The 24,636-nt window shown below is 64.3% G+C and carries 27 protein-coding genes; 24 read left to right on the top strand and 3 right to left on the bottom strand.

The features are described 5' to 3' along the window. Positions 1-19: 19 nt before the first annotated feature. Genes DEHOM01_RS06495 through trmD form a run of 3 tightly spaced genes read left to right on the top strand, consistent with a single transcriptional unit; the run spans position 20 to position 2,243 of the window. Positions 20-943 (top strand): hypothetical protein, encoded by a 924-nt coding sequence (locus tag DEHOM01_RS06495; RefSeq protein WP_156468316.1) that lies wholly within the window; start codon positions 20-22, stop codon positions 941-943. Next, positions 936-1,502: a ribosome maturation factor RimM gene (rimM, locus tag DEHOM01_RS06500; RefSeq protein ID WP_232049674.1), complete on the top strand. Its 567-nt coding sequence runs from the start codon at positions 936-938 to the stop codon at positions 1,500-1,502. Before DEHOM01_RS06495 ends, rimM begins: the two co-directional genes overlap by 8 nt. Before the next feature lie 6 nt (positions 1,503-1,508). Beyond that, positions 1,509-2,243: a tRNA (guanosine(37)-N1)-methyltransferase TrmD gene (gene trmD / locus DEHOM01_RS06505; RefSeq protein ID WP_061212035.1), complete on the top strand. Its 735-nt coding sequence runs from the start codon at positions 1,509-1,511 to the stop codon at positions 2,241-2,243. Between the two features lie 24 nt (positions 2,244-2,267). On the opposite strand, the gene DEHOM01_RS06510 is transcribed toward trmD, so the two are convergent. After that, entirely contained in the window at positions 2,268-2,894 is a 627-nt protein-coding gene (locus DEHOM01_RS06510) for a hypothetical protein (protein WP_061212036.1), read from the bottom strand. A 279-nt stretch (positions 2,895-3,173) separates the two neighbouring features. On the opposite strand from DEHOM01_RS06510, the gene rplS reads away from it, so the two are divergent. The 11 genes from rplS (at position 3,174) to DEHOM01_RS06565 (ending at position 12,477) form a co-directional block, all read left to right on the top strand. Beyond that, the gene (rplS, locus tag DEHOM01_RS06515; protein WP_016663061.1) at positions 3,174-3,524 is read left to right on the top strand and encodes a 50S ribosomal protein L19; all 351 of its coding nucleotides are present in this window, start codon (positions 3,174-3,176) and stop codon (positions 3,522-3,524) included. Between the two features lie 8 nt (positions 3,525-3,532). Further along, on the top strand, positions 3,533-4,102 hold the full coding sequence (lepB, locus tag DEHOM01_RS06520; protein ID WP_245630672.1) for a signal peptidase I: 570 nt from the start codon (positions 3,533-3,535) through the stop codon (positions 4,100-4,102). A 10-nt stretch (positions 4,103-4,112) separates the two neighbouring features. Next, the gene (lepB, locus tag DEHOM01_RS06525) at positions 4,113-4,967 is read left to right on the top strand and encodes a signal peptidase I (protein WP_061212038.1); all 855 of its coding nucleotides are present in this window, start codon (positions 4,113-4,115) and stop codon (positions 4,965-4,967) included. A 16-nt stretch (positions 4,968-4,983) separates the two neighbouring features. After that, complete coding sequence (locus DEHOM01_RS06530) at positions 4,984-5,757, top strand: ribonuclease HII (RefSeq protein WP_061212039.1); 774 nt, start codon at positions 4,984-4,986, stop codon at positions 5,755-5,757. Positions 5,758-5,824: 67 nt separating this feature from the next. Continuing rightward, positions 5,825-6,124 carry a DUF2469 domain-containing protein gene (locus DEHOM01_RS06535; RefSeq protein WP_016663057.1) on the top strand — a complete coding sequence of 100 codons (300 nt, stop codon included), beginning with the start codon at positions 5,825-5,827 and terminating at the stop codon, positions 6,122-6,124. 100 nt (positions 6,125-6,224) lie between these two features. After that, positions 6,225-6,623 (top strand): YraN family protein, encoded by a 399-nt coding sequence (locus tag DEHOM01_RS06540; RefSeq protein WP_061212040.1) that lies wholly within the window; start codon positions 6,225-6,227, stop codon positions 6,621-6,623. Then, the gene (locus DEHOM01_RS06545) at positions 6,620-8,161 is read left to right on the top strand and encodes a YifB family Mg chelatase-like AAA ATPase (RefSeq protein ID WP_061212041.1); all 1,542 of its coding nucleotides are present in this window, start codon (positions 6,620-6,622) and stop codon (positions 8,159-8,161) included. The genes DEHOM01_RS06540 and DEHOM01_RS06545 overlap by 4 nt, the downstream gene beginning before the upstream one ends. Further along, complete coding sequence (dprA, locus tag DEHOM01_RS06550) at positions 8,158-9,486, top strand: DNA-processing protein DprA (protein WP_061212042.1); 1,329 nt, start codon at positions 8,158-8,160, stop codon at positions 9,484-9,486. The genes DEHOM01_RS06545 and dprA overlap by 4 nt, the downstream gene beginning before the upstream one ends. A 72-nt stretch (positions 9,487-9,558) precedes the next feature. Continuing rightward, positions 9,559-10,038, top strand: a complete 480-nt coding sequence (locus DEHOM01_RS06555) for a MarR family winged helix-turn-helix transcriptional regulator (RefSeq protein ID WP_082738766.1) — start codon at positions 9,559-9,561, stop codon at positions 10,036-10,038. A 58-nt stretch (positions 10,039-10,096) separates the two neighbouring features. Next, positions 10,097-11,413, top strand: a complete 1,317-nt coding sequence (locus DEHOM01_RS06560) for an MFS transporter (RefSeq protein WP_082738767.1) — start codon at positions 10,097-10,099, stop codon at positions 11,411-11,413. A 50-nt stretch (positions 11,414-11,463) separates the two neighbouring features. Next, positions 11,464-12,477: a tyrosine recombinase XerC gene (locus DEHOM01_RS06565; RefSeq protein WP_369405735.1), complete on the top strand. Its 1,014-nt coding sequence runs from the start codon at positions 11,464-11,466 to the stop codon at positions 12,475-12,477. 30 nt (positions 12,478-12,507) lie between these two features. Here the strand turns inward: DEHOM01_RS06565 and DEHOM01_RS06570 are convergent, their stop codons facing one another. Further along, complete coding sequence (locus DEHOM01_RS06570; RefSeq protein WP_082738772.1) at positions 12,508-13,146, bottom strand: M23 family metallopeptidase; 639 nt, start codon at positions 13,144-13,146, stop codon at positions 12,508-12,510. A 384-nt stretch (positions 13,147-13,530) separates the two neighbouring features. Here DEHOM01_RS06570 and rpsB point away from each other — a divergent pair, with 384 nt between their 5' ends. The 9 genes from rpsB (at position 13,531) to DEHOM01_RS06615 (ending at position 21,967) form a co-directional block, all read left to right on the top strand. Continuing rightward, positions 13,531-14,403 (top strand): 30S ribosomal protein S2, encoded by an 873-nt coding sequence (gene rpsB / locus DEHOM01_RS06575; RefSeq protein ID WP_034370254.1) that lies wholly within the window; start codon positions 13,531-13,533, stop codon positions 14,401-14,403. A gap of 51 nt (positions 14,404-14,454) precedes the next feature. After that, a complete protein-coding gene (gene tsf / locus DEHOM01_RS06580; protein ID WP_016663048.1) occupies positions 14,455-15,279 on the top strand; it encodes a translation elongation factor Ts in 825 nt (274 codons plus the stop codon). 159 nt (positions 15,280-15,438) lie between these two features. Continuing rightward, positions 15,439-16,203 carry a UMP kinase gene (pyrH, locus tag DEHOM01_RS06585; protein ID WP_061212045.1) on the top strand — a complete coding sequence of 255 codons (765 nt, stop codon included), beginning with the start codon at positions 15,439-15,441 and terminating at the stop codon, positions 16,201-16,203. A 50-nt stretch (positions 16,204-16,253) separates the two neighbouring features. Further along, positions 16,254-16,820, top strand: coding sequence for a ribosome recycling factor (frr, locus tag DEHOM01_RS06590; RefSeq protein WP_016663046.1), 567 nt, complete (start codon positions 16,254-16,256; stop codon positions 16,818-16,820). Positions 16,821-16,841: 21 nt separating this feature from the next. After that, positions 16,842-17,837, top strand: a complete 996-nt coding sequence (locus tag DEHOM01_RS06595) for a phosphatidate cytidylyltransferase (RefSeq protein ID WP_245630673.1) — start codon at positions 16,842-16,844, stop codon at positions 17,835-17,837. Next, positions 17,830-19,095, top strand: coding sequence for a dual-specificity RNA methyltransferase RlmN (rlmN, locus tag DEHOM01_RS06600; RefSeq protein WP_061212047.1), 1,266 nt, complete (start codon positions 17,830-17,832; stop codon positions 19,093-19,095). Before DEHOM01_RS06595 ends, rlmN begins: the two co-directional genes overlap by 8 nt. A gap of 120 nt (positions 19,096-19,215) precedes the next feature. Continuing rightward, positions 19,216-19,764, top strand: coding sequence for a DivIVA domain-containing protein (locus tag DEHOM01_RS06605; RefSeq protein ID WP_016663043.1), 549 nt, complete (start codon positions 19,216-19,218; stop codon positions 19,762-19,764). Next, entirely contained in the window at positions 19,764-21,101 is a 1,338-nt protein-coding gene (locus tag DEHOM01_RS06610) for a M50 family metallopeptidase (protein ID WP_061212076.1), read from the top strand. The genes DEHOM01_RS06605 and DEHOM01_RS06610 overlap by 1 nt, the downstream gene beginning before the upstream one ends. Further along, positions 21,098-21,967, top strand: a complete 870-nt coding sequence (locus DEHOM01_RS06615; protein WP_016663041.1) for a GNAT family N-acetyltransferase — start codon at positions 21,098-21,100, stop codon at positions 21,965-21,967. The genes DEHOM01_RS06610 and DEHOM01_RS06615 overlap by 4 nt, the downstream gene beginning before the upstream one ends. Here the strand turns inward: DEHOM01_RS06615 and DEHOM01_RS06620 are convergent. Further along, positions 21,964-22,716: a GTP pyrophosphokinase gene (locus tag DEHOM01_RS06620; RefSeq protein ID WP_016663040.1), complete on the bottom strand. Its 753-nt coding sequence runs from the start codon at positions 22,714-22,716 to the stop codon at positions 21,964-21,966. The two genes, DEHOM01_RS06615 and DEHOM01_RS06620, sit on opposite strands and share 4 nt — an antisense overlap. Positions 22,717-22,860: 144 nt before the next feature. Here DEHOM01_RS06620 and DEHOM01_RS06625 point away from each other — a divergent pair, with 144 nt between their 5' ends. Further along, entirely contained in the window at positions 22,861-24,627 is a 1,767-nt protein-coding gene (locus DEHOM01_RS06625) for a proline--tRNA ligase (RefSeq protein ID WP_061212048.1), read from the top strand. Positions 24,628-24,636: the final 9 nt, after the last annotated feature.

A 24,636-nucleotide genomic window follows, 5' to 3' on the forward strand; every position in this document is an offset into this window, starting at 1 on the left:
GCCTTTCCTTATGAGACCCGTGAGTGAGGATTCCATGAAGCTCTCCCGCATTCTTCGCCCGCTCGCTGCCTTCGGCGCAGCGGGACTTCTGGCGCTCGGCGCTGCCGGGTGCGACGCAATCGGCTCGACAGGCGGTGAGCCCTCGGGTGGTGGCACCGTGGAGGTCACGACGATAAAGAAGAAGCCCCAGGTCGATCCCGCGACCGAGTACGCGTGCACGCAGTTCTTTGGCGACCCAGATTACGTCTCGCCCGAGTACTTCCAGGCGATTGCCATGGGGGCGAGTGCCCTTGAGATCGGCGGTACGAACGAGTACATGTTCCAGACTGCCGCCGAGGATGTGCGTGGGACGTTTGCTGAATCCACCGAGGATGCTAAGGGTGCGGCCGGCAAGGTCGCCGACTGGATCGAAACTGAATCCGCGAAGGGGAAGGACGCCGATACCGAAGCCTTCAAGGGAGCGCTCGAGGGTCTCGCATCGGCGTGCGCGCCGATGTCGGTGCACGCGACGTGGGCGAGCGGTGGCGGTGAGAAGGGCAAGAAACCCGCAAAACTCGTGTGTGCTGAGCTTGCGACAAAGCCGCAGCTGTTCACCGAATACCGCAACGGCAACGTTTTCACCTCGAACTCCTTTAAAGCCGTTGGTTTTCGCGGCAAGTATGTTCCGAAGTCCGATCGTGCAAAGGTACAGAACCTCAGCGACATTCTCCAGGACGAGATCGATAACGTCGATGACGAGGGTGTGAAGAAGGCCCTCATCGAGGTCCAAAAACCGTTCCAAAAAGTTCTTGACGGAGATCCGAACTCCTCCGGCTCGCGTTCGACTCTCGATGGTTTCGGCGCGGCGTGCGAGGCAGCGGGATACGAAGGCGCCGTTGACCTCCCGAGCGAGGACCCGGGCGAGAGCGGCGAGGGCGGCGGAGGTGAGCTCGCCGGTGAGTGACAACGTGACGGTAGTCGTGGGCACAATCGGCAAGGCTCACGGTCTCAAGGGCGAGGTGTCGCTCATCGTACGCACCGATATTCCCGAAGAGCGCCTCGTGAAGGGTGCCCGTTTCGACGTTGACGGGGGCGAGGGAACGCCCCAACAGCTCACGCTCGCCGCGACGCGCACACAGCAAGGGCGGTGGTACGTGAAGTTCGCCGAGATCCACGACCGCACGGCGGCAGAGGGGCTTCGCGGCGCAGATCTCGTACTCGAGCTGGATCGCGACGAGGAGTTTGAAGAGGATCCCGATGCGTGGTACCCGGAGGAACTCAAGGGGCTTGAAGTCCGTACGGACGATGGCCGAGTGCTCGGCACCGTGATCGGGCTCGATCATTATCCCGCGCAGGATCTGTTGATCGTGCGGGCGGTGGATGGCCGGCGCGTCATGCTTCCGTTCGTCGAGGAGCTCGTGCCCGAAGTCGACATTGAGGGCGGGTTCGTGGTTGCGGATCCTCCCGGCGGTCTCTTCGATCCCGAGAACGCGCTGAGCGAGCGCGATGGTGCGAAGGGCTAGCGTCTCGTGCGTATCGACGTCATCACTATTTTTCCCGAATACCTCGCCCCGCTCGAACTTTCCCTCATCGGCAAGGCCCGCAAGGACGGGCTCATCGATGTGCACCTGCACAACTTGCGCGACTACACGCACGATCGTCACCGCACAGTCGATGACACGCCCGTGGGCGGCGGGGCCGGCATGGTGATGAAGCCCGAGCCGTGGGCGGAAGCGTTTGCGGATGTGCTCGCCTCGGGGAAGGGGGAGTCCGACGATGGCTCCGCTTCACCGCTCGTTATTTTCCCGAACCCGGCGGGCGAACCGTTCACGCAGCGGGCCGCGGAACAGCGGGCCGAGGAGCCGTGGCTCATTTTCGCGTGCGGCCGCTACGAAGGGATCGACGAGCGCGTTTATGAGTACCTCGCCGATCAAGGCGTGCGCGTTGCGCTCAGCTCACTCGGTGATTACGTGCTCAACGGTGGCGAGGTTGCGGTTCTCGCGATGACCGAGGCGATCGTGCGGCTCGTGCCGGGGGTCGTGGGCAATCCCGAATCGATCGTCGAGGAGTCTCACACGAGCGGGCTGCTCGAGTACCCGCTCTATACGAAGCCCGCACGTTGGACCTCACCCGACGGCGTGCAGCGCGACGTGCCCGAAGTGCTGCTCAGCGGCCACCACGCGCGCATCCAAAAGTGGCGCCGCGAGCGCTCACTCGAGCGCACTGCCGAGCGCAGGCCAGACCTCCTCGAGGGGCGCGAGTAGCCCGCAAGGCCCGCAAGCGCCCTCTTAGTCTTCGCCTCGCTCCTGGTCCTTCGGGTGGTCCTGGGCTCCGAGATGACGCACGAGGCGCCTTGTTGTGAAGGGCCAATAGAAGGCCGCGAAGGCAATGGCGATGAAGCCAAACGCGCTTCCAATGTCGAGGAAAACGCGCTGAGGCAAGCTCCTCGCCATAAGGACATGGCCAGCGCACGCGAGTGCGGCAAGGATTGCGAGCACGCCGAAGCCCACAAGAACGGCGTTGACGGGCTTGACTTTCGAGTGATGGTCGCGTGCAACCGCCGCTGACTCAGGCGTTGTTGCCACGTGCCCTTCCTCGACCGCTTGGAGGACGCCGTGGCGCCTCCCCGGCACGGAGTGAATAAAGAGCCCCGCGATCACGAGTGCGAGCGCGATGGCGAGCCCCACGATCATTGAGCGGGCGGGGTCGTCGCCAGTCCAGGGAAGGAGCGCGAGCGCCCAAAACAGCGCGGCGGGTGCAAGCAGCACGAGGAGGAACGAGACGAGGTTCGAGACGTGCTCCTTCGTGGAGTGCTTGACGAAGGTGGTTGCTTCCGCGTGAGTGAGGCCGCTGCTCGTGATGGCCCTGTGGGATCGGGTAGCGGCGGTGGGCTCTTGGCTGTTGTGCACGTTCACAGGGCTCCTTTCGTGCGAGCAACCTCGCACTCTCCTTCAGGGGACATCCTATTGCGTGCCTCTTGGAGCAGTGGCAAAATGGATGACCGTGCGTGTTGCGCAGTGACCTGCCTCGGGGGGTTGCGGCACGAGGCAACAGGGCAGATCCGTCGCCACGGGAATGGCGGCCAGAGGCCCGGCACATGTGAATGATTCATAGACGCCCTCGGTGGGTTTGACCCGCCGCCAGGGGGTAAAACATTCGCCGTCCGACCCGGGGCGGGAGGCAGGAGAAAACTTATGCAGAAGTTCGATGAACTCGATGCGGCGCACCTCAAGAGCGACGTTCCCGATTTCCGCGCTGGCGACAACGTCAAGGTGCACGTGAAGGTTGTCGAAGGTAACCGCTCGCGTATCCAGGTGTTCCAGGGCTATGTCATCGCTCGCAAGGGCGGCGGCATCAAGGAAACCTTCCGCGTCCGCAAGGTCTCGTTCGGCGTCGGCGTCGAGCGTGTCTTCCCGGTTCACGCTCCGACGGTCGAGAAGATCGAGGTCGTTTCTCGCGGTGACGTTCGCCGTGCGAAGCTCTACTACCTTCGTGGCCTCACAGGCAAGAAGGCCCGCATCCGCGAGAAGCGCGAACACTCCTGATTCGCGCCTTGCGCTCTCAATCGCAGCCGCGGCGATCGCTCCTCGTGTGGGTGATCGCCGCGGTTTTATGCGTCATACTTCTCGCCGCGCTTGGTGTGCGGCATTTCGTGGTGACGACCTACCACGTGCCGAGTGGGTCAATGGCGCCGACGCTCAACGCGGGGGAGTACATCGTCGTGGATCGCACGAGCCGAGGTACGGCGCGTCGTGGTGACGTCGTGGTGTTCGACGGTAAGGGGTATTTCGGCGGAGCGTCACAGTATTGGGTGAAGCGTGTGATCGGCGTCGGTGGCGATCGCGTGCGCTGCTGTACCAGCGAAGGCCTGCTCGAGGTGAACGGTCGCCCGCTCGAGGAACCTTATCTTCCCGATTCCCTCACGCGTGCGAGCGCGATCGATTTTGATGTCGCTGTGCCCGAGGGGCACATGTTTCTTCTCGGCGACAGCCGCGATCATTCTTCCGATTCGCGCAACCACCTTGGTGATCCCGGTGGAGGCATGGTTCCCGTTTCACGCACCCAAGGGCGCGTGACGCGTGTCGTGTGGCCGCTTCCCAATGGGCGCGAGATCTCCCACTAGACTGGATCCGATGTCTGAGCTCGAGCCCCCTACTCCCGTGGTCCCCGAACCGCGCGAATCGTCGACCGCACCGGATCCCGCCGATCCGAGTGCGGAGCCCTCGCGCCGTGCCGGCGCCAGGGCCCGCGCGAAAAAGAGCGGAGTGCTCAGCTCGGTTCTTGACTGGACGGTCACCGTTGTCATCGCACTCATCGTTGCTGTGCTGATCAAGACTTTCCTCGTGCAGCCGTTCTTCATCCCGTCGGCGTCGATGCACCCGACCCTCATGGAAGACGACAAGATCCTCGTCTCGAAGCTTCATCCGGGAGTTCTCGACCTGCACCGTGGCGATGTCATCGTGTTTCAAGACCCGGGTAACTGGGTGGGAGGTAACCACGATCGCCCGCTCACAGCCGGACAGCAGGTCTCCAAAGTCCTCAGCTACGTGGGGCTCGCCCCGGACCCGACAGAAAATCACCTCGTGAAGCGCCTCATCGGTGTGGGCGGCGACCACATCGTGTGCAAGGAACGCGGCGGCCCGATGAGCGTTAACGGTGTGGAACTCGACGAAACCTACATCGTTCCCGGTAACGGTGCGTGCCAGGTGTCGTTCGACGTCACGGTCCCCGAGGGCAAACTGTGGGTCATGGGGGACAACCGCTTCAATAGCGCCGACTCCTCCGAGCATTACGCGCGTGGCGAGGACCCGTTCGTCGACGAATCGAAGGTAGCGGGCAAAGCCGTCCTGCTCTTCCTCCCGTTCGAGCACTGGAGCACCCTCAAGGACGGCGAGAAGGTGTTCGAGAAACTGAACAACGCCGAGAGCGCGGCAAGCATCGCCCCCACGCGGTCGAGGGATCTGTCGCCCCTCGCGCTCGCCGCGTAAGGCCCGCGTGACGCGAATGCCACGTCCCTCCGCGACTGCCGAGCGCGAGCTTTTTCTTGCGAGTGCATTTCTTGCCGCACACCCTGACGCCTCGTCGTGCGCGGTCATTGGGCTCGACGAAGTGGGTCGCGGGGCTCTCGCCGGCCCGGTCGCTGTGGGCGCTTTCGCGGTGAGGTGCGAGCGGGGTGAGGATCCGGTTCCGACGCTTGCCGAGCTACCGTCGGGCCTCAAAGACTCCAAGCTGCTCAGCCCCACCAAACGCGAGGCGTTTTTCGCGACCCTCGCGGGCGGGGCGAGCTCGATTCCTCTTCCGCTCGGGCTCGTTGCGCGATGCGGAACGGAGGTGTGCCCGGCAGCCGTCGGAACTGCACGGGCCAGGGAGATTGACGAGCACGGTATTTCTCATGCGCTCACCCTCGCGGCGACGCGTGCTCTCGAGGCGACCCGCGAGGCACTCGACGTGCCGCTTGCGGGCGTGATTCTGGATGGGAACCACGATTATGTGTCGCGCGGGTGCGAGACGCCGCTCGAGTGCCCGCTCGAGGTGGTCGTCAAGGCTGATCAGACGTGCGTATCGGTGGCCGCGGCGAGCATTCTCGCGAAGGTTGCGCGAGATCGCCACATGGGTGCGCTCGACACCGAAGCCCCCGGGTATGGGTGGGCCGGCAACAAAGGCTACGGGTCCAAGGCGCACCGCGAGGCGATCGCAAAGCTGGGGATCCACGCCGAGCATCGCGCGAGTTGGAAGCTCGTGCCGGCTGAACAGCCGGGATTCGATCTGCCACTGTAATCTTGACAATCGCGGGCGGCACGCCGCTGCGAACGACCATGAGAGCCACGACGTGAGGGAGGGCGCTTTGAACGTGCATGATCTCGATGCCTACGAGGCCGACATGGAGCTTCAGCTCTATCGCGAATACCGCGACGTCGTGGGAACGTATGCGTACCGCATCGAAACTGAGCGAAGGCTCTACCTCGCGAACCAGGTCGACGTGCACGTTCAGCATGCGGGCGGCGAAGTGTTCTACGAGTTGAACCTTGCCGATGCGTGGGTGTGGGACGTGCACCGAACGTCGCGATTCGTGCGTTCCGTTCGCGTGTTGACGTTCAAGGACGTCAACGTTGAAGAGCTCGAGAAGCCCGAGTTCGATCTCTAGCCATGCCGTAGTCGGTGGTTCGCGCCTCACAGGGCGCACCCATCCACAATTGGTCGTTGCTCGACTGACACCGATGCGCAGTTTCGGCATCGTGTGAGGCATGACGATCACGACAGAAGTCAACACTCGCGGTGCCGACACCCTCTCCACCAAAAAACTTGGCAACCTCGGCGAGGACATCGCCGCAGACATCCTCACGCGCGCGGGCTACGAGATCCTCGAGCGGAACTTCCGCACGCGCCACGGTGAAATCGACATCGTCGCCCTCGACGGCGACACGCTCGTGTTCATCGAGGTCAAAACGCGGCGCAGCCTCGTGATGGGCTCGGCGGTAGAAGCGGTCGATTCCCGCAAGGTGCGCAAGCTTCGCACGATGATAGGCGCATATTTTCTCGAGCGAAGCCCGCAGCACTCTGGCGTGCGTCTCGATGCTTTCGGTGTCTTCGTCATGCCCGGCGGTCACGTCGACGTTACACACCTCAAGGCAGTGGGCTCATGAGCGTCGCGCGCGTGCTCGGCATGAGCCTGTGGGGGCTCGAGGGGCGAATTGTTGAGGTTGAATGCGAAATCAGCAGGGGGCTTCCCGCTTTCGTGATCGTGGGGCTCCCGGACTCCTCGACCCTCCAGGCTCGCGAGCGCGTCAAGAGTGCGTGCGCCAACGCGGGCCATGCGGTTGGGGAGAAAAAAGTTACCGTAAACCTCTCGCCCGCGTGGATGAAAAAGAGCGGCTCCGGGTTCGATCTCCCGATTGCCGTCGCGACCCTCGCTGCGAAGGGGGTCCTCCCGCCGGGACACCTTGAGAACACGCTCTTCATCGCTGAACTTGCGCTCGAGGGGAGTCTCAGGCCCGTGCCCGGGATTCTCCCCGCAGTGCGGGCCGCGGCCAAAAGCGGGGTGCGTCGGGTCGTCGTTGCCGAGGCCAACGCTGACGAAGCGCGCCTCGTGCCCGGCATCGACGTGCACTCTGCGTGCCATCTCGGCGAGGTCCTTAACGCATTCGGGGGAAAAGCCGTGTGGAGTCGACGTGGGCTTTTTGACCTCGAGGAGGAAGAGGGCCCAGGCGAACCGCCGACCGCCGTGCGCGAACAGCCTGATTTTCTAGACATCAAGGGGCAGAAACTCGGGCGCGAGGCGGCAGAGATCGCCGCCGCGGGAGGCCATCACATGCTCCTTCTCGGGCCGCCCGGCGCGGGCAAAAGCATGATTGCCTCGCGCCTTCCAAGCATCCTTCCTCCGCTCGAGCCGGAGCGTGCCCTCGAGCTCAGCGCGATCGCTTCGATTGCCGGGGAGTTCGATGCGTCGAAAGGGCTTGTGAGCGAGGCGCCCTTTATTGCTCCGCACCACACCTCGAGCGTCGCGTCGATCATCGGCGGCGGCAGTAACCTTGCGAGTCCCGGCGCTGTCTCTCGCGCTCACGGGGGAGTGCTTTTCTTTGACGAAGCGCCTGAGTTCGCGCCCAAGGTTCTCGAGTCGCTTCGGGAGGTGCTCGAGACGGGGGAGGTGTCTCTCCACCGCACTCGCGGCGTGGCGACCTATCCCGCGGCGTTTCAACTGATCCTCGCCGCCAATCCGTGTCCGTGCGGCCATGCCGATGCGCGAGGCGACCGGTGCCGGTGCACGTCGCTTCAGCGCCGCCGCTACATGGCGCGTTTATCCGGGCCGATCGTCGACCGCATCGACCTTCGGATCACGCTTGCGCCCGTGCGTTCCCTCAGCGGATCGACGAAAGAAGAATCGAGCGCGCACATCCGAGAGCGCGTGTGTGCGGCGCGCGAGGCTCAGCATCGACGCCTCGACGGCAGCGGCTATCTCGTTAACGCCCAGGTGAGCGGCCGGTTTCTCGATCAAGAGATGCCATTGGAGCGCGCCGACGACGCGATCCTGGTGCGTGCAGTGGAGCGCGGTCGCCTCACGATGCGGGGCCGCGACCGCGTGCGGCGTGTCGCGTGGACCCTCGCCGACCTTGAAGGGAAGGCACGGCCGACGAGCGCCCACGTCGCGACGGCTCTCGAGCTTCGAGGGGAGGATACGTCGTGATCGAGCCGAAAAGCGGGAGCGAGGTGGCACGTTTTTGGGATGCCGACTCCGTTCCTCTCGAGCCTTGTGCTTCGCGTGCTGACCTCGAGGCACGAGCGGCGTGGAGCGCCCTCGCTGAAGCGACGGATGCCGCCGCACGGTACCTGTGGCTTTCGCGCGGGCCCGTCGATGCACTTGCCCTGGCGCTCGACGGTTCCATCCGCGAGATTGCGGTGGCCCTCGAGGAAGCGGCCCACGACCCAGAGGCTGGGCAGCTCCACGTGACCGCCGTGCATGAATCCATGAAAATCCGCGACGCGCGAAGCGCGGCCGAAAAGGCCAAAGCTGCGTGGGAAGCGCGCGCGAGCGAAACGCGATACGTTCTCGAGCACTCGAGCGAGCACGGCATCAGGCTCATCCGGCCCGGCGAAGCAGGGTGGCCCGCGGGACTCTCGCGGCTCGCGATTAACGCGCCGTTCGCCCTGTGGTGCGCCGGCGGTCACGCTGGCGAGGACACAGACTCCTTGCGCTCCGTTGCCCTCGTGGGTTCGCGTGGAGCGACGCGTTACGGCACTGGCGTTGCCCACGACTTCGCCTCGGCGCTCGCGGAACGAGGAGTGCGGGTGGTCTCGGGTGGCGCGCTCGGGATCGATGCCGCGGCCCACGCTGGAGCGCTCGCGGCGCGGAGCCTCAAGGAGGGAGGGGGTGGGACTGTCGCATTCCTCGCGGGTGGCCTCGACGATTACTACCCGCGCGCAAATGCGGCGCTCCTCACCCGTGTGAGGAATGAAGGCAGGCTTTTTTCTGAGGCGCCCATCGGTACGCGGCCCACCAGGTGGAGGTTCCTGTCGCGCAACCGGCTCATTGCCGCGGCAAGCGACGCCACGATCGTGATCGAGGCTGCGTGGCGCTCAGGAGCTCTGTCGACCGCCGCGCACGCCGATTCGCTGTCTCTCCCCGTTGGTGCTGTTCCCGGCCCCGTAACTTCGGCAGAAAGTAGCGGGTGCCATCGGTTGATCGCCGAGCGGGGTGCGCAGCTTGTCTCGCGGGTTGAGGACGTCGAGCTCATGATCTCGGGAGGACCGGGATATTCGGCAACCGTCGGACTACCGGAGAATTCCGCCTCACCCGGCACCCTCCCACTTGATGTCGACCTTCTCGGCCCCGTGGATCGCCTTGTGTTTGACGGCATCCCGCGGTTTTCCGCGATTGGCGTCGGAGAGCTCGCGGCACTGTGTGCCCTCGATCCCGAACAGGTGGCGGCAAGCCTCACGCGAATCGAGCTTCTCGGGCTCGTGCAGGTGAGCCGTGGCAGGGTGCGTCGCACTGCTTCGGGAGCTGCTTAATGAGGGCGGCGTGTGGTTGACCTTACGGACACGAGGTTGAGGTAATACTTAGGGAAGCTATATAGTCAAGCTATGCAAATGGGGGAATCCGGGAATCAGGCCGTTGGAGGTCCGCGCAGCAATCTCGACGAACTCGCGAACGAACTGGTTGCGAATGCTCTCCGGTTTAGTCGGACCGCCGGCCGCAATGCGGGTGGCGCGCGCTCACTCATTTCGGTGCGCGTGCTCGCGAACTTGCGTCACGGTGGACCGCTGCGCGTCGGCGAACTCGCGGCGCGCGAGTCCGTATCGCAACCAACGATGACCGGGATCGTCAACCGCCTCGCGGCCGATAACCTCGTTGAACGTCGCTCGGATGAGCGCGATGCCCGTGCCAGCGTCATCACGCTCACCGAAGCGGGCAGTGCCGAGCTCGACCGTTCCCGTGCGGCCTCTGCCGCATCCGTGCGACCCGCGCTCTCTGCCTTAGCGCCCGAGGATCTCCACACGCTCGAACGCGCGGCGGCCCTCCTCGGCGAACTAGCCGACGCGCTCGCGCGCCCCCAACGCTAACCGCCCGCACGGGCGCACTCAGGCGCCCACAGCACTGTCAGATTGGAGACCCATTCGAATGTCCGTTGCCGCCCCCGAGGTCGCAGAATCGACGACGCCGCCAGGAGATAGCCCCGCGGCTCCCAAACCCGAAAACACGCCGTCCATCCTTCACCAGCCGGTGGCCGTGTGGGCGATTGCCTTCGCATGCATGGTGTCGTTCATGGGGATCGGGCTCGTTGACCCGATTCTTCCGGCGATCAGTCGTGAGCTTCACGCAAGTCCCTCGCAAACGATGCTCCTATTTACGAGCTACCTGATCGTCACCTCGATCGCGATGTTCTTCAGCGGGTTCATCTCGAGCAGGCTCGGCGTGAAACGCACTCTCATCACGGGACTCATCCTCATCGTGCTGTTCGCAGCGCTCGCGGGAACAGCGGGTAGCGTCGACGCGATCATCGGCTTCCGTGCCGGCTGGGGGCTCGGCAACGCCCTGTTCATTTCCATAGCTCTCGCGGCGATCGTCGGGGCTGCCTCGGGCGGCTCCGGTCAGGCCATCATCCTTTACGAGGCTGCGCTCGGCGTGGGCATGGCGGTGGGACCGCTCGCCGGCGGCGCCCTTGGCTCGATCTCGTGGCGCATGCCGTTTTTCGGAACCGCTGTCCTCATGGCGATTGGCCTTGTCGCGATCGTCGTTCTTTTGCCGAAGCCAGCTGCCGCACCACGGAAGGCTTCGCTTGGGGCCGGCTTCGCCGCACTGAGCCGCCCGCCGCTTCTTCTTCTCAGCGCCGCTGCCCTTTTCTACAACTTCGGGTTCTTCACCCTCCTCGCGTACTCTCCGTATCCGCTCGAGGCTGCCGCGCACGCCGCGGGAATCGAGTTCGGTGCGCACGAACTGAGCCTTGTGTTCTTCGGATGGGGTCTCGCTCTTGCGGTCACCTCGGTGCTCGCAGCCCCGAAACTGACGCGCCGATTCGGGCTCATCCCCGTGCTGTCGGTGACGCTCGCGCTTCTCGCGGCGTGCCTCGTCACCATGGCGCTCGGTGCCCAGCGTCTTGCGCTGCTCGTCACTGCCGTCATCGTCGCGGGCCTCTTCCTTGGCATTCTCAATACGGCCCTCACCGAAGCCGTGATGGAAGCGACCGACCTTCCGCGCAACATTGCAAGCTCGACCTATTCGGGCGTGCGCTTCCTCGGCGGAGCGATTGCCCCCGCGGTCTCGGGGGCGATTGCCGATGCGCTTGGCGCAGGCGGCCCCTACTGGTTTGCCGCCGGTGCGGTTGTCCTCTCGATGATCATTCTTGTAAGCGGCCACGGACTCCTCACGCGCGTGACAACGCCTCACGCGACTCAGCAGGAAGTGGCGTCCGCGATCACTGCAGGCGACGAAGTCTGAGCGCCGAGTCGCGCCCCCGTGCGAGGGAAGCCGCGTGACACACTGGAGGGATGAGTCCCACGAGTGAGTCGCGCACGCCTAAAGACGGGCGAGAGCTCCTCGTTGCCTCCGGTGACGAGGAGCTGCTCGTGCGCTATGAGCGACACCTTCGCTATGAGCGCGCACGCGGCGACCACACGGTTCGCGCCTATCTTTCCGATGCGGTTTCGCTGCTCGAATTCACGTGCGAGCAGGCGAAGCGCGATGGCGGCGACGATGCGGTACGCAGTGCGCGGGACCTGACGATCCAGGACCTGCGCGCGTGGCTTGCCGCGCGAGCCGACGCCGGCCACAGCCCAACGACGCTCGCGCGTGCCGCTGCGGCTGCGCGCACGTTCACGGCGTGGATGTGCGATACGGGGCTTACCGACCTCGATCCCGGTAGGCGCCTGCGCGCGCCCAAACGCGGTCGCGCACTTCCGCACGTCATTAGCGCAGACCAGGCGCGCAACATCCTCGAAGAGGCAGAAAACGCCGCGCACGAGGCAAGCGTCGGGCCCGAGGGCGCCCTCGAGGTGGACCCTCTGCGCGTTCGGGACGCGGCCGTTCTCGAAGTGCTGTACTCGTGCGGGCTTCGCGTCTCTGAGCTGTGCGCCCTCAACCGCCGCAGCGTGGATCGCGTCAATCGCACGCTGCGCGTGATCGGTAAAGGAAATAAAGAGCGCGTCGTTCCGCTCGGTGTCCCGGCCCTCGAGGCGCTCGACAGGTGGGAGCAGCTCGGGAGGCCGCACCTTGTGCGTGAAGATTCGCAAGCGCTGTTCCTCGGCGCGCGTGGAGGTCGCCTCAACGATCGCGCCGTGCGCACGATCGTCAATCGTGCAGCCCGCGAGGGAGGTCTCGAGGGGCACATCTCACCGCACACGTGGCGCCACAGCGCGGCAACGCACCTCATGGAGGGTGGCGCGGATTTGCGCAGCGTCCAGGACCTGCTTGGCCATTCCTCTCTTCAAACCACGCAAATTTACACGCACGTCTCCGCCGAGCGTCTCAAAGACGCCGTTAGGCACGCACACCCACGAGCCTAGCCGGCAATGGATGAGCCGCGCTGAGCTCGCTCAACTCGAGTGGGGAGGCAGGAGTACACTCGGCCCCCGCCCCTCGAGCAGCGGCAGCGGATCCAGGTATTGCTTGCCTCGCTTGGCCCCGAGGTGCACGCATCCCGCCTCGCAATGGGCGTGTTCCGACGGTTGCTCGATAACCCCGATCACCTGCCCCCTGCTCACCGCGTCCCCCTTCGCGACCGAGGCGAGGACCGGTTCGTACGTGGAGGTCAGCCCGCTGTCATGGAGGATCGCCACGACGGGTTTGCCCGCGACCGTTCCCGCGAAGGTCACGGTGCCGCTCTCAACGGCGTGCACCACGAGGGTGCTTCCGGCGATATCGATGCCTCGATGACCGGGCCCGTATGCGTGGACGGGTGGCTCGAAGAACCGTACGACGTCATGATCGGGGCCGATGGGCCAGGCCCACGCCCCTTCGTGCTCGTGCGCATCCGTGGTTGGTGGGTTGGGTGTCGGAGCGGCAGGCGCAAAAACGGCAAGAGATGCGAGCCTTGCCCGGTTCACGACTGCGGCGGCGTGCTCGAGGAAGTCCTGCGAATGTTCGTCACCGTGCGCGGGCGGGAGCGCAACAACTCCGGCACCGATGAGGAGTGCGAGTGCGAGAAGGATGCGGGCGCCGAGCCTCGTAGACATGTGCATGGAGTAAGCACATCGCGCCCGAGAATCCCCGACAAGGCCACCTCGCGTGACTGTGGATGATAAAGAGTGTGCAGCGTGAGGCGCGGACTCGCTCACAAGTCGGCCAAGTTTCGTGCGGGAGTCAGGTTCGCTGTATTAGAGTTGCCGTAGCACTCGCATGCGCGGGTGACTTCGCGCGCCCACACACGCGCGCGTGCCATCGTTCCACGATCCTCCCACGAGGCAAGTGGCGGCACGAACGCAGGGCGCTAGGGCGAGCCGGCAACCGTCGGCCCGTAAAAAACGAGAACAGGCTTTGCGCAAGAACCCCACCGAGCCCACACCCCGCGGGTGTGAGTGAGGCGGGCGAGCCCAGGGCCCAGAAAGGTAGTTACGACCATGGCAGTTGTGACACTCCGCCAGCTCCTCGAGAGCGGCGTCCACTTTGGACACCAGACCCGCCGTTGGAACCCGAAGATGAAGCGTTTCATCCTCACCGAGCGCAACGGCATCTACATCATTGACCTTCAGCAGTCGCTCACCTACATCGATCAGGCCTTCGACTTCGTCAAGGAGACCGTTGCCCACGGCGGCACGATCCTCTTCGTCGGCACGAAGAAGCAGGCTCAGGAGTCGATCCAGGAACAGGCCACGCGCGTGGGCATGCCCTACGTGAACCAGCGCTGGCTCGGCGGCATGCTGACCAACCTTCAGACCGTCTCCGGCCGCGTCGACCGCCTCAAGGAACTCGAGCAGATCGACTTCGAGGACGTCGCCGGTTCGCAGTGGACCAAGAAGGAACTTCTCATGATGCGCCGTGAGAAGGAAAAGCTCGAAAAGACCCTCGGCGGCATCCGCGACATGAGCAAGGCTCCCTCGGCCGTGTGGATCGTGGACACCAAGAAGGAACACCTCGCCGTTGACGAAGCCACCAAGCTCGGCATTCCGGTCGTGGCCATCCTCGATACCAACGCCGATCCGGACGAAGTGCAGTACCCGATCCCGGGCAACGACGACGCGATCCGCGCCGTGACCCTCCTGACCCGCGTCATCGCCGATGCCGCTGCCGCCGGCCTCCAGGAGCGCCACGCCAAGCAGACCCAGGGCGAGAAGAACGTGTCGGCCGTTGACGCCGAGCCGCTCGCCGAGTGGGAACAGGAGCTGCTCAAGCAGTCCGAGGTTCAGCAGGAAGAGGCCGGCAAGGCCGAGGAGGCCACCGAGGCTCCCGCTGCTGAGGACAAGGCTGCCGAAGCAACTTCCGAAGAAGCCTGATTTTTCGACTATCACCTGTTCGCTCCCACAACCATTTAGAGGAGACAGATAATGGCTAACTACACGGCAGCAGACATCAAGGACATTCGCGAGAAGACCGGCGCGGGCATGCTCGACGTCAAGAAGGCTCTCGACGAGGCGAACGGCGACCACGAGAAGGCCGTCGAAATCATCCGCGTCAAGGGCCTCAAGGGCATCGCGAAGCGCGAGGGTCGCGCCGCATCGGAGGGCCTCATCGCCGCCGATGTCCGCGACGTCGAGGGCGGCCAGCTCGGCACACTCGTGGAGATCAACTCGGAGACCGACTTCGTTGCGAAGAACGCCAAGTTCATCGCTCTCGGTGACGAGGCCGTTGCGGCCGCCGTCGAGTCGGGCGCCACGACCCCCGAGGAACTCGCTGAGACCTCCTTCGGTGAGGCCCTCACGAACGCTGGTGCGACCATGGGCGAGAAGATCCTCGTTCGCCGCATCGGCCGCGTCCAGGGCGAGGTCGTCACGAACTACATGCACCGCACCAACAAGGACCTCCCGCCGCAGGTTGGCGTGCTCGTCGCGACCGACAAGGCCGGCGCCGAGGTTGCACGTGACGTGGCGATGCACATCGCGGCCTACTCGCCTCTCTACCTCACCCGCGAGGACGTTCCCGCGGATGTGGTTGAGAACGAGCGCCGTATCGCCGAGGAGACCGCGAAGAACGAGGGCAAGCCTGAGAAGGCTCTCCCCAAGATCGTTGAAGGCCGCATGAACGGCTTCTTCAAGGAGAACGTTCTTCTCGATCAGCCCTTCGCCAAGGACCCGAAGCAGAGCGTCGGCAAGGTTGTCGAGGCCGCTGGCGGCACGGTGACCGGTTTCGTGCGCTTCCGCGTGGGTAACTGATTTCCGACGCTTGCCAAGCGTGAACGCGAGGGCTCGCACCCGTGGGTGCGGGCCCTCGCTTCTTTTCGGGCTTCTCACACGAGGACCTTCCCCACAGGGGCGGGCGTTGCCGGGCCGGTAGACTGTGGCCCCGAGAACCTGCACTCGGAAGGAATGTTGATGAGCACCGACCCCGACCCCATCACGTCGTCGATTCCCGTCATTGAACCGAAAGAGGGCTCGCGCCGCGTGCTCCTCAAACTCTCTGGTGAAGCCTTCGGTGGAGGCCGCGTGGGCGTCGATCCCGATGTGGTCTCGCGCATCGCTCGGGAGATTTCCGCGGGGGTTGCCGCGGGTGTTGAATGCGCGATCGTCGTGGGTGGCGGCAACTTCTTCCGCGGTGCTGAACTGAGCCAGCGAGGCATGGATCGCCGTCGCGCCGACTACATGGGGATGCTCGGCACCGTCATGAACTGCCTTGCACTTCAGGACTTCCTCGAGCAGGCCGGCACGTCCACGCGCGTGCAGACCGCCATTACGATGGGGCAGGTCGCCGAGCCCTACCTCCCGCTTCGCGCCGTGCGCCACCTTGAAAAGGGCCGCGCCGTGATCTTCGGCGCGGGCGCGGGCATGCCGTACTTCTCGACCGATACTGTCGCCGTGCAGCGAGCACTCGAGATCGGCTGCCACGAAGTGCTCATGGCGAAGAACGGCGTGGACGGCGTGTACACGGCTGACCCGAAGACGGACCCGAACGCGACCAAGCTCGAGCACCTCACGTATCGGGAGGCGCTGAGCAAGGGGCTGCGCGTCGTTGATTCGACCGCGTTTAGCCTGTGTATGGACAACAAACAGCAGATGATGGTCTTCGGTCTTGATGTGCCCGGCAACATCACGAAGGCGATGTGCGGCGACCGCATCGGCACCGTCGTTACGGGCGACTAAGATAGCCTTACCAGGCGAGATGTTTAATTAATCGGAAGGAACCGAGAGGCATGAGCGAGGACACCGGAAGCATCCTTAAAGAAGCCGGCGAGAAGATGGCAAAGTCGGTCGAGGTGACGAAGGAGGAGTTCACCGCGATCCGCACGGGGCGCGCAAGCGCTGCGATGTTCCATGGCCTCACCGCTGACTACTACGGCACCCCGACGCCGCTCAATCAGCTCGCGGCGTTCCAGTTCCCCGAGGCCCGTACCGTGATTGTGACGCCTTACGACAAGGGTGCGATGGCACAGATCGAAGAGGCGCTTCGCGAATCGGATCTTGGCGTGAACCCCACGAATAATGGCGACAACCTGCGCATTGTTCTGCCCGCACTGACCGAAGAGCGCCGCAAGGACTACACGAAGCTTGCCAAGACCAAGGCCGAGGATGGCCGCATCGCGATCCGCGGCTCGCGTGCGCACGCGAAGAAGGCCATCGAGAAGCTCGTGAAGGACAAGGAGATCGGCGAGGACGAGGGCACCCGCGCTGAGAAGGAGCTCGAGGCTCTCACGAAGAAGTACACCGAGCAGGTGGATGTCGCACTCGAAGCGAAAGAAGAAGAGCTGCTCACCGTCTGAGCGGCCTTTCCCTCATCTTTCGTGAATACACGCCACGGTCGTCGACGCGCCGTGCCTGGCAATGAGCCGGGCACGGCCGTTGCCGTATCGGAAAGCACTTCGCCCGAGGTTCCGCTTGCGGTCTCCGAGGCGCTCGCGAGCGAAGAGCGGCTCGTCGCCGAGGTTTCCGAGCTGCCCGCTGCGACACATGCGCGCACGCCCCGAGCCGGGCGGAACCTTCCCGCCGCGATCGCCGTCGGGCTTGCTCTCGTGGCGCTTTTATACGGGTGCATATATGTGCTCCCGGCTCTGTTCACGCCCGTGGTTGCCATCGCGGTCGTCATCGCGACCCTCGAGGTTGCGAACGCCCTCGAGGGTGCGCGCCTGCGCGTTCCCTCGATCCCGCTGCTTGTCGCGAGCGTTGGCGTGGTGGTGTCGGCGTGGCAGTACGGTGCCTCGGGGCTTCTCGTGTCCACGATCGTGGGAGCAATTGTGCTCATCATGTGGCGCACGACGGAGGCGACGGGCCTCATGGCGCTGCGGGACACGGTAGCGGGCATCTTCGCGCTTTTGTGGGTGCCGTTTATGGCGAGCTTCACGATCCTTCTCATGGCGCAGCCGAACGGCGCGAACAAGGTCATGTTTGCCCTCGTGGTTCCCATCATGAACGACACGTGCGGCTACGCCGTAGGGGTCCTGTTTGGCAAGCATCCGATGGCTCCGAGCATCAGCCCGAAGAAGTCGTGGGAGGGCTTTGTGGGCTCTCTCGTGGGTGGTATCGCCGCTGCGGGCCTCATCGGTCACGTGTGGCTCCCCGATATTGGCTTCGGGTGGGGTCTCGCGTTTGGCGCGGTCATGGTGGTCGTGTCCACCATCGGGGACTTGAGCGAGTCCCTGCTCAAGCGCGACCTGCGCATTAAAGACATGGGGCAGCTGCTTCCGGGGCACGGCGGCATGATGGACCGCCTCGATTCGATGCTTCTCACCGCCCCGACCGTGTACATTCTTCTCGCAATTGTGGAGGCCATCAGTGGTTGAGAATCCCACGCCCAAGCTCGATGTTGCGAAGGATCTTTCGCGCGAGGTCGTCAAGGGCGAGCCCGTAAGGCTCGCCCCCGGTCAGCTTCAGCTGCGGCCGACCCGCAGGGGGAAGCCGCCCGCACACCTCGCGGATCTCACTCTCGACGAGCGTGCCGAAGCCGTGAAGGACATGGGGCTTCCCGCCTTTCGCGCAAAGCAGCTGTCGAAGCGCTATTTCGAGCATTTCACGACCGACCCTGACGACATGACCGACCTCCCGAAGGGGGACCGTTCAGCCCTCGTCGAGCGGTTCTTCCCAACGCTCCTCACAAAGGTCTCGCAGCAGAGCGCAGATCAGGGCATGACCCAGAAGTTCCTGTGGCGCCTTTTCGACGGCTCGCTCGTCGAGTCCGTCCTCATGCGCTATTCGAACCGCGTAACGCTGTGCATTTCCTCCGAGGCCGGCTGCGGCATGAACTGCCCGTTTTGTGCGACTGGCCAGATGGGCCTCACGAGGAACCTTTCGGCAGCGGAGATCCTCGAACAGGTGCGCATCGCGAACCTTCTGCTTACGCGTGGTGAGATCCCCGGTGGTGAAGGCCGCGTCACGAACATCGTTTTTATGGGCATGGGGGAGCCGCTCGCGAACTACCGTGCCGTCGCAACGACGTGCCAGAGACTCAACGCCCCCGCGCCCGAGGGGTTTGGGATGGGAGCACGGCACATTACCGTGTCGACGGTGGGGCTTGCTCCTGCCGTGCGAAAGCTCATCAAGGAAGAGATTCCCGTGACGCTCGCCGTGTCGCTCCACGCGCCCGACGACGAGCTTCGCAACGAGCTCGTTCCCATCAATCAACGTTTCGACGTCGACGACATTCTTGATGCGGCGTGGGAGTACTTCGAGGCGACCGGAAGGCGCGTGTCGATCGAGTACGCACTCATTCGCGATATCAACGACCAGGCCGAGCGTGCGGAGCTCCTCGCCAAGCGTCTCATCGCGCGCGGGGGCGCCCACTGGGTGCACGTCAATCCAATCCCGCTCAACCCGGTCAAGGGATCGAAGTGGACGGCCTCGGATCCGTGGGTAGAGCGCACGTTCGTGGAAACACTGCGTGAACACGGAATTTCCGCGACGATTCGGGATACACGCGGTAGCGATATCGACGGTGCGTGCGGGCAGCTTGCCGCGACCGTCGTGGAAACTGATGCGCGCCGCGAGGACCGTGAGGCTCGCGTGGCGAGGGTTGAGGAAATCGCGCGCGGTACCGGCGCATGATTTCGGGGCCGGCGCTTGCCGGCCTTTCGCGTATCCAAGCATTACAGTGGTGCAAGGGCGATCTATTGAGCGCCCCGGTTATGTCGCGTGAGCATCCCCGTCGAGGGAGGGAGCAAGTAGATGAGTACGGCTTTTAAGCGTGCCGGACGTTTCACCTTTGGCTACAACGTCGAGGAGGTCGATGACTTCCTGCTGCGCGCGCGTGCCGCGTACGAGGGCCGCGACGGCTCCTTCCAACCAGCCGATGTGATCACCGCGAAGTTTTCAACCGAGCGTGGCGGCTACGACATGCTCGCCGTCGACGAGGCCCTTGATCGCCTCTCGGATGCGTTTGCGCTCCAGTACCGCGATGAAGCAATCGAGCGCGATGGTGAAGAGGCATGGATCGCGGCGCTCACGGAGCGCGCGGAGGTTCTCCAGGAGCGCCTCTCTCGCCCCGCGGGCGAGCGTTTCCGCCCTGCTGGCCAGGGCGAACGGGCCTACGATCGCGAAGACGTCGATGCCCTGTGCGATCAGCTCCACGCCTATTTCACGGACGGCTTCGCGATGAGCGTCGATGACGTGCGTCGAGCAGCGTTCCGCGCCCGTAAAGGCGCCGAGGGCTATCAGGAGGCCGTCGTTGATGTGTACCTCGATCACGTTGCCGACGTGATGGCTTCCGTTCCGTGATGCCCCTTTTCTACGCGCTCGGCGTCCTCTTGATGGTTGTCGGGCTCGGGCTCTCGATCGCCCTTCACGAGATCGGCCATCTCGTTCCCGCGAAGCGCTTCGGCGTGCGCGTGACCCAGTACATGATCGGTTTCGGTCCCACGCTGTTCTCGCGCGTGAAAGGGGAGACCGAATACGGCATCAAGGCGATTCCGCTAGGCGGTTACATCCGCATGATCGGCATGTTCCCGCCTCACAAGGGCGAGGACCCCGACGTTATCCGCGAGGATTCGACGGGGTTCTTTCAGCAGATGAGCGAGGAAGCCAAGCAGTGGGACTCGAGCCAGTACTCGGCTGAGGATCGTCACCGCACCTTCGTCGCCTTGAGCGTGCCGAAAAAGCTCGTCGTTATGCTCGGTGGCCCCACGATGAATCTCCTGATCGCGATCGTCCTCACCGCGATCGTCCTGAGCGGCTTCGGCCTGCCGAACGTGACGGCGAAAGTCGCTGCCGTCTCGCAGTGCGTCGTGCCCGCAAATGCACCCGCAGATGTGTCGTGCGAGGGCATGCCCGAAGCACCCGCCTTCGCCGCGGGGATCAAACCCGGGGACGTGATCACCTCGGTCGACGGGACTCGAGTCGCGAACTTTCACGAGATGAGCACGGTGATTAGGAAGCACCCTGACGACGAAGTCGACATCGGGCTCGTACGCGACGGTCAAGCAATGACCGTGACGGCAACTCCAGTCGCGAACACGGTCGTCGCACGCGATGACTCGGGTGAGCCGATTAAGAATGCCGACGGTTCCTACGCGACCGTTGAAGCTGGTTTTCTCGGTGTGACCGGCACACAGGAGCTCACCCCGCGGCCTCTGACGGAGGTTCCCGGTGCCGTATGGGACCAATTCGTGGGGACCGGCAAAGTCGTCGTGACCCTTCCCGTGCGCGTGTGGGAAATCGGCAAGGCAGTGTTGAGCAGCGAAGAACGCGATCCGAATGGCCCGATGGGGGTCGTGGGCGTGAGCAGGCTCGCCGGCGAGATCGTGTCGCAGGACTCGCCCGGATTCTCCCTCAAGGAGAAAACGTGGACGTTCCTGTCGATGCTCGGCTCGCTCAACATGGCGCTTTTCGTCTTCAACCTTGTGCCGCTCATGCCGCTGGATGGCGGCCACGTCGCGGCGGCCCTCTACGAAGCGGCGCGGCGGCGCCTCGCCAAGTTGCGAGGGAAGGCGGATCCCGGACCCGTCGATGCCTCGCGCATGCTGCCCGTCACGAATGTCATCGCGATCGCCTTCATTCTCATGAGCATCCTGTTGATCTACGCCGATATCGTGAAGCCGGTGACCCTTTTCAGGTGAGTGTCCTGTCGAATCTGTGGCGCAGGCGCCCCGCAGACATCAGCCCCCTGCAAGGGCAGTGGCTCGGTCCTGCTCGTGAAGCGATGCAGAGCGAAGCGCACGTGAGCACGCTCGCCTCCGCTCGGTTCGAGGAACTTGCGGCGGTTGGTCGCAGCGGCTCCGAGTTTGCGGTGCTCACGCGCGGCAGCGAGATCCGGGGAATTCTGTGGCATGGCGTGAGCGCTAGCGTTCTCGCTCCCGATTCTTTCGACGCTGTCGAGCGCTTATCGCGGCACGCTCTCGCGCTCTCGACGCGTTACTCGTCGATCGTGGCGGAACGCAGCATCGCGATGCACATGTGGGAGGTTATGCGCGAGGGCCTTCCGCCTGAGCGCGAAGTGCGCGAGAGTCAGCCTCTTCTGGAGTATTGCGCCGGGCAACCGTCGGACCTCCCCTCCACGGGCGTGGTGGCGGCTGACACCCGCGACCTGGACCGGGTGTTTCCCGCTGCCGTCGCGATGTTTCGCGAGGAGGTGGGCACTGATCCTTGCCGCGGGGATGGCGGGCGCGGCTACCGCAACCGGGTCGAGTATCTGCTGCGCGAGCGTCGGACGTATATCGCGCGCGATGGTGAGCGGATTGTGTTTAAGGCCGATCTCGGTGCGCTCTTTGGCGGGGTTGCCCAAGTACACGGCGTGTGGATTGATCCCGCGTACCGGGGCCAAGGGCTCGCAGCGCCCTTCATGCGGGGCACAGCAGAGCTCATTCGTCGCGACCACGCACCCCGCGTCACCCTCTACGTGAACTCTTTCAACGTTCGCGCGAGACGCGCCTACGAGCGTGCGGGCTTCAGGCCGATTGGCGCACTCGCCACCGTGCTGTTCTAGGCGCTTGCGCGTCCCGGAAGAGGCGGCCCCTCGATCTGATCGCGCACGATCCCCATCTGCTCATCGAGGCTCGCGGCAGTCGCGGCGATCTCGATGAGTTTTTCGCGCATCTCGGCAGGCAGCTCACCTTGATACTTGTACTTGAGCTCGTGTTCGGCGCTCGCCCAAAAGTCCATGGCAATCGTGCGGATCTGTACCTCGATCGGTACATCGATCGTGCGGGTCGAGAGAAACACGGGAACCTCGAGAATGAGGTGAAGAGAGCGGTAACCGCTCGGCTTGACGTTCGCGATGTAGTCCTTCTCTTCGAGAAGAGTGATGTCGGGCTGCGAGGCGAGCGCGTGGGCAACGAGGTAGCAGTCCTGGACGTAGCTGCATGTGATGCGCACGCCGCCGATGTCGCGGATGCGGTTGCGGATCTCGTCGAGATCGGGTGGGCACTGCGTGCGCACGAGCTTGCCGAGCAGCGAATCCATCGATTTCACGCGCGTTTTTACGTGCTCGATGGGGTTGTGCGGGGTCGTCACATCCCATTCGCCCGAAAGGATTTCGATCTTCGTCAGGATCTCCTTGAGGCCGAATTCGTACGGCATCATGAACCCCTCGAGCTTCTCGCGTACGACCTGCATAAGGCGGTCTGGGTCGCCTTCGATCTCTTCGCGAATCGACTCGCCTTCGCCGATGAGGGCGCGCAAATACGCCATCGAGGGCGACGGCGCGATACCCGAGAGCGTGAGCGGCTCAGACATGTCATCCTTCCCGTGGTGACGAGTGACACTCCACGATACGCGCTCAGCCCTGGGATTTTGCGGGGTGTGTGCGGTGCGCCCACTAGACTGTGAGGGCCTGAGGAATTCACCTCGAAACCCCTGTTGCCAGGAGGACAACGCCCCATGCTTCGCATGTCATCGAGCTTCATCCGCACGCTTCGAGAGGACCCGGCCGAAGCCGAGTTCGCGAGTCACAAGCTTCTCGTCCGTGCCGGCTATATTCGCCGCACGGCCCCGGGAATCTACACGTGGCTTCCCCTTGGGCTCAAGGTCCTGCGCAAGGTCGAGACGATCGTGCGTGAAGAAATGGATGCCGCCGGCAGCCACGAGATTCTCTTTCCCGCGCTTTTGCCGCGCGAGCCCTACGAGGAAACGAACCGCTGGAGCGAGTACGGCGACAACCTCTTTAGGCTCACGGATCGCAAGGGTGCCGATATGCTCCTCGGCCCCACTCACGAGGAAATGTTTACCCTCGCGGTGAAAGACCTCTTCACGTCGTACAAGGACCTGCCCATTTCGCTTTACCAGGTGCAAACCAAGTACCGCGACGAAGCGCGCCCGCGCGCGGGCCTGCTGCGCGTTCGCGAGTTCATCATGAAGGACGCCTACAGTTTCGACATCGACGACGAGGGACTCGAGCGTTCCTACATGATCATGCGCGAGGCCTACCAGCGGGTCTTCGCACGCCTCGGCCTTGAGATCGTCATCGCTAAGGCGGATGCAGGCGCGATGGGCGGCTCCCGCTCCGAAGAATTCCTCCACCCGACACCGGTGGGCGAAGATACGTTTGCGCTCAGCCCCGCGGGTTACGCCGCGAATGTTGAGGCCGTGACGACGGTCGCCGGAGAGCCCCTCGATGCAGATGCCATCGCAGCACTCCCCGCCGCACGCGAGATCGAGACACCCAGAGCCACGACGATCGACGCTCTCGTCTCATTCCTCAACGAGAACGCCCCGCGCGAGGACTCTCGCGCGTGGGAGGCGGCCGATACCCTCAAGGCACTCGTGTATGTCGAAAAGACTCCCGAAGGCGAAGAGTCCCCGCTTCTCGTCATGATTCCGGGAGATCGCCAGGCAGATGAGAAGCGCCTCGAGACGGCCCTTGCCCCGAACGAGGTGCGTCCCTTCACTGACGAGGACTTCGCTAAGTACCCGAACGTGAAGAAGGGCTACATCGGGCCGCAGGGATGGGGGCTTGAGGCCAACGGCTATCGACTCCTGCTCGACCCGCGCGCCGTGGATGGCACGAGCTGGGTCACGGGCGCGAACCGCGAGGGCGCGCATGCGCTCGGGGTTGTCGCCGGCCGCGACTTCGTGGCCGATGGTTTCGCCGAGGTCGCCGAGGTTCGTGACGGCGATCCGTCCCCGGACGGTTCGGGTCCGCTCACCCTGACGCGCGGCATGGAGATGGGGCACATCTTCCAACTCGGTCGCAAGTACGCTGAGGCTCTTGGCCTCAAGGTTCTTGACGAGAACGGCAAGCAGCAGGTCGTGACGATGGGCTCCTACGGCATCGGCGTGACTCGCGCCGTCGCCGCGATTGCCGAGACCAATCACGACGAGAAGGGCCTCGCCTGGCCGCGCGCGGTTGCACCGCTCGACGTCCACATTCTCGCGACCGGGAAGAACCAGGAGGTCTTCGACAAGGCCGAGGAGATCGCCGCCGCGCTCGAGGCTGAGGGCTTTGACGTGCTGTACGACGATCGCCCGAAGGTCTCACCCGGCGTGAAATTTAAGGACGCCGAACTGCTCGGCCTGCCCACAACGGTCGTCGTGGGTCGCGGGCTCGAGAAGGGCGTTGTCGAGGTACGCGATCGCCGCAGTGGGGCGAGCCGCGAAGTTGCCGTTGAGGCGGCTCTCGCGGAGATCCTCGCCGAGCTGCGCGCCTAGGGCGCCGGT

The organism is Dermabacter hominis NBRC 106157, assembly GCF_001570785.1.
Taxonomy (GTDB): Bacteria; Actinomycetota; Actinomycetes; order Actinomycetales; family Dermabacteraceae; genus Dermabacter; species Dermabacter hominis.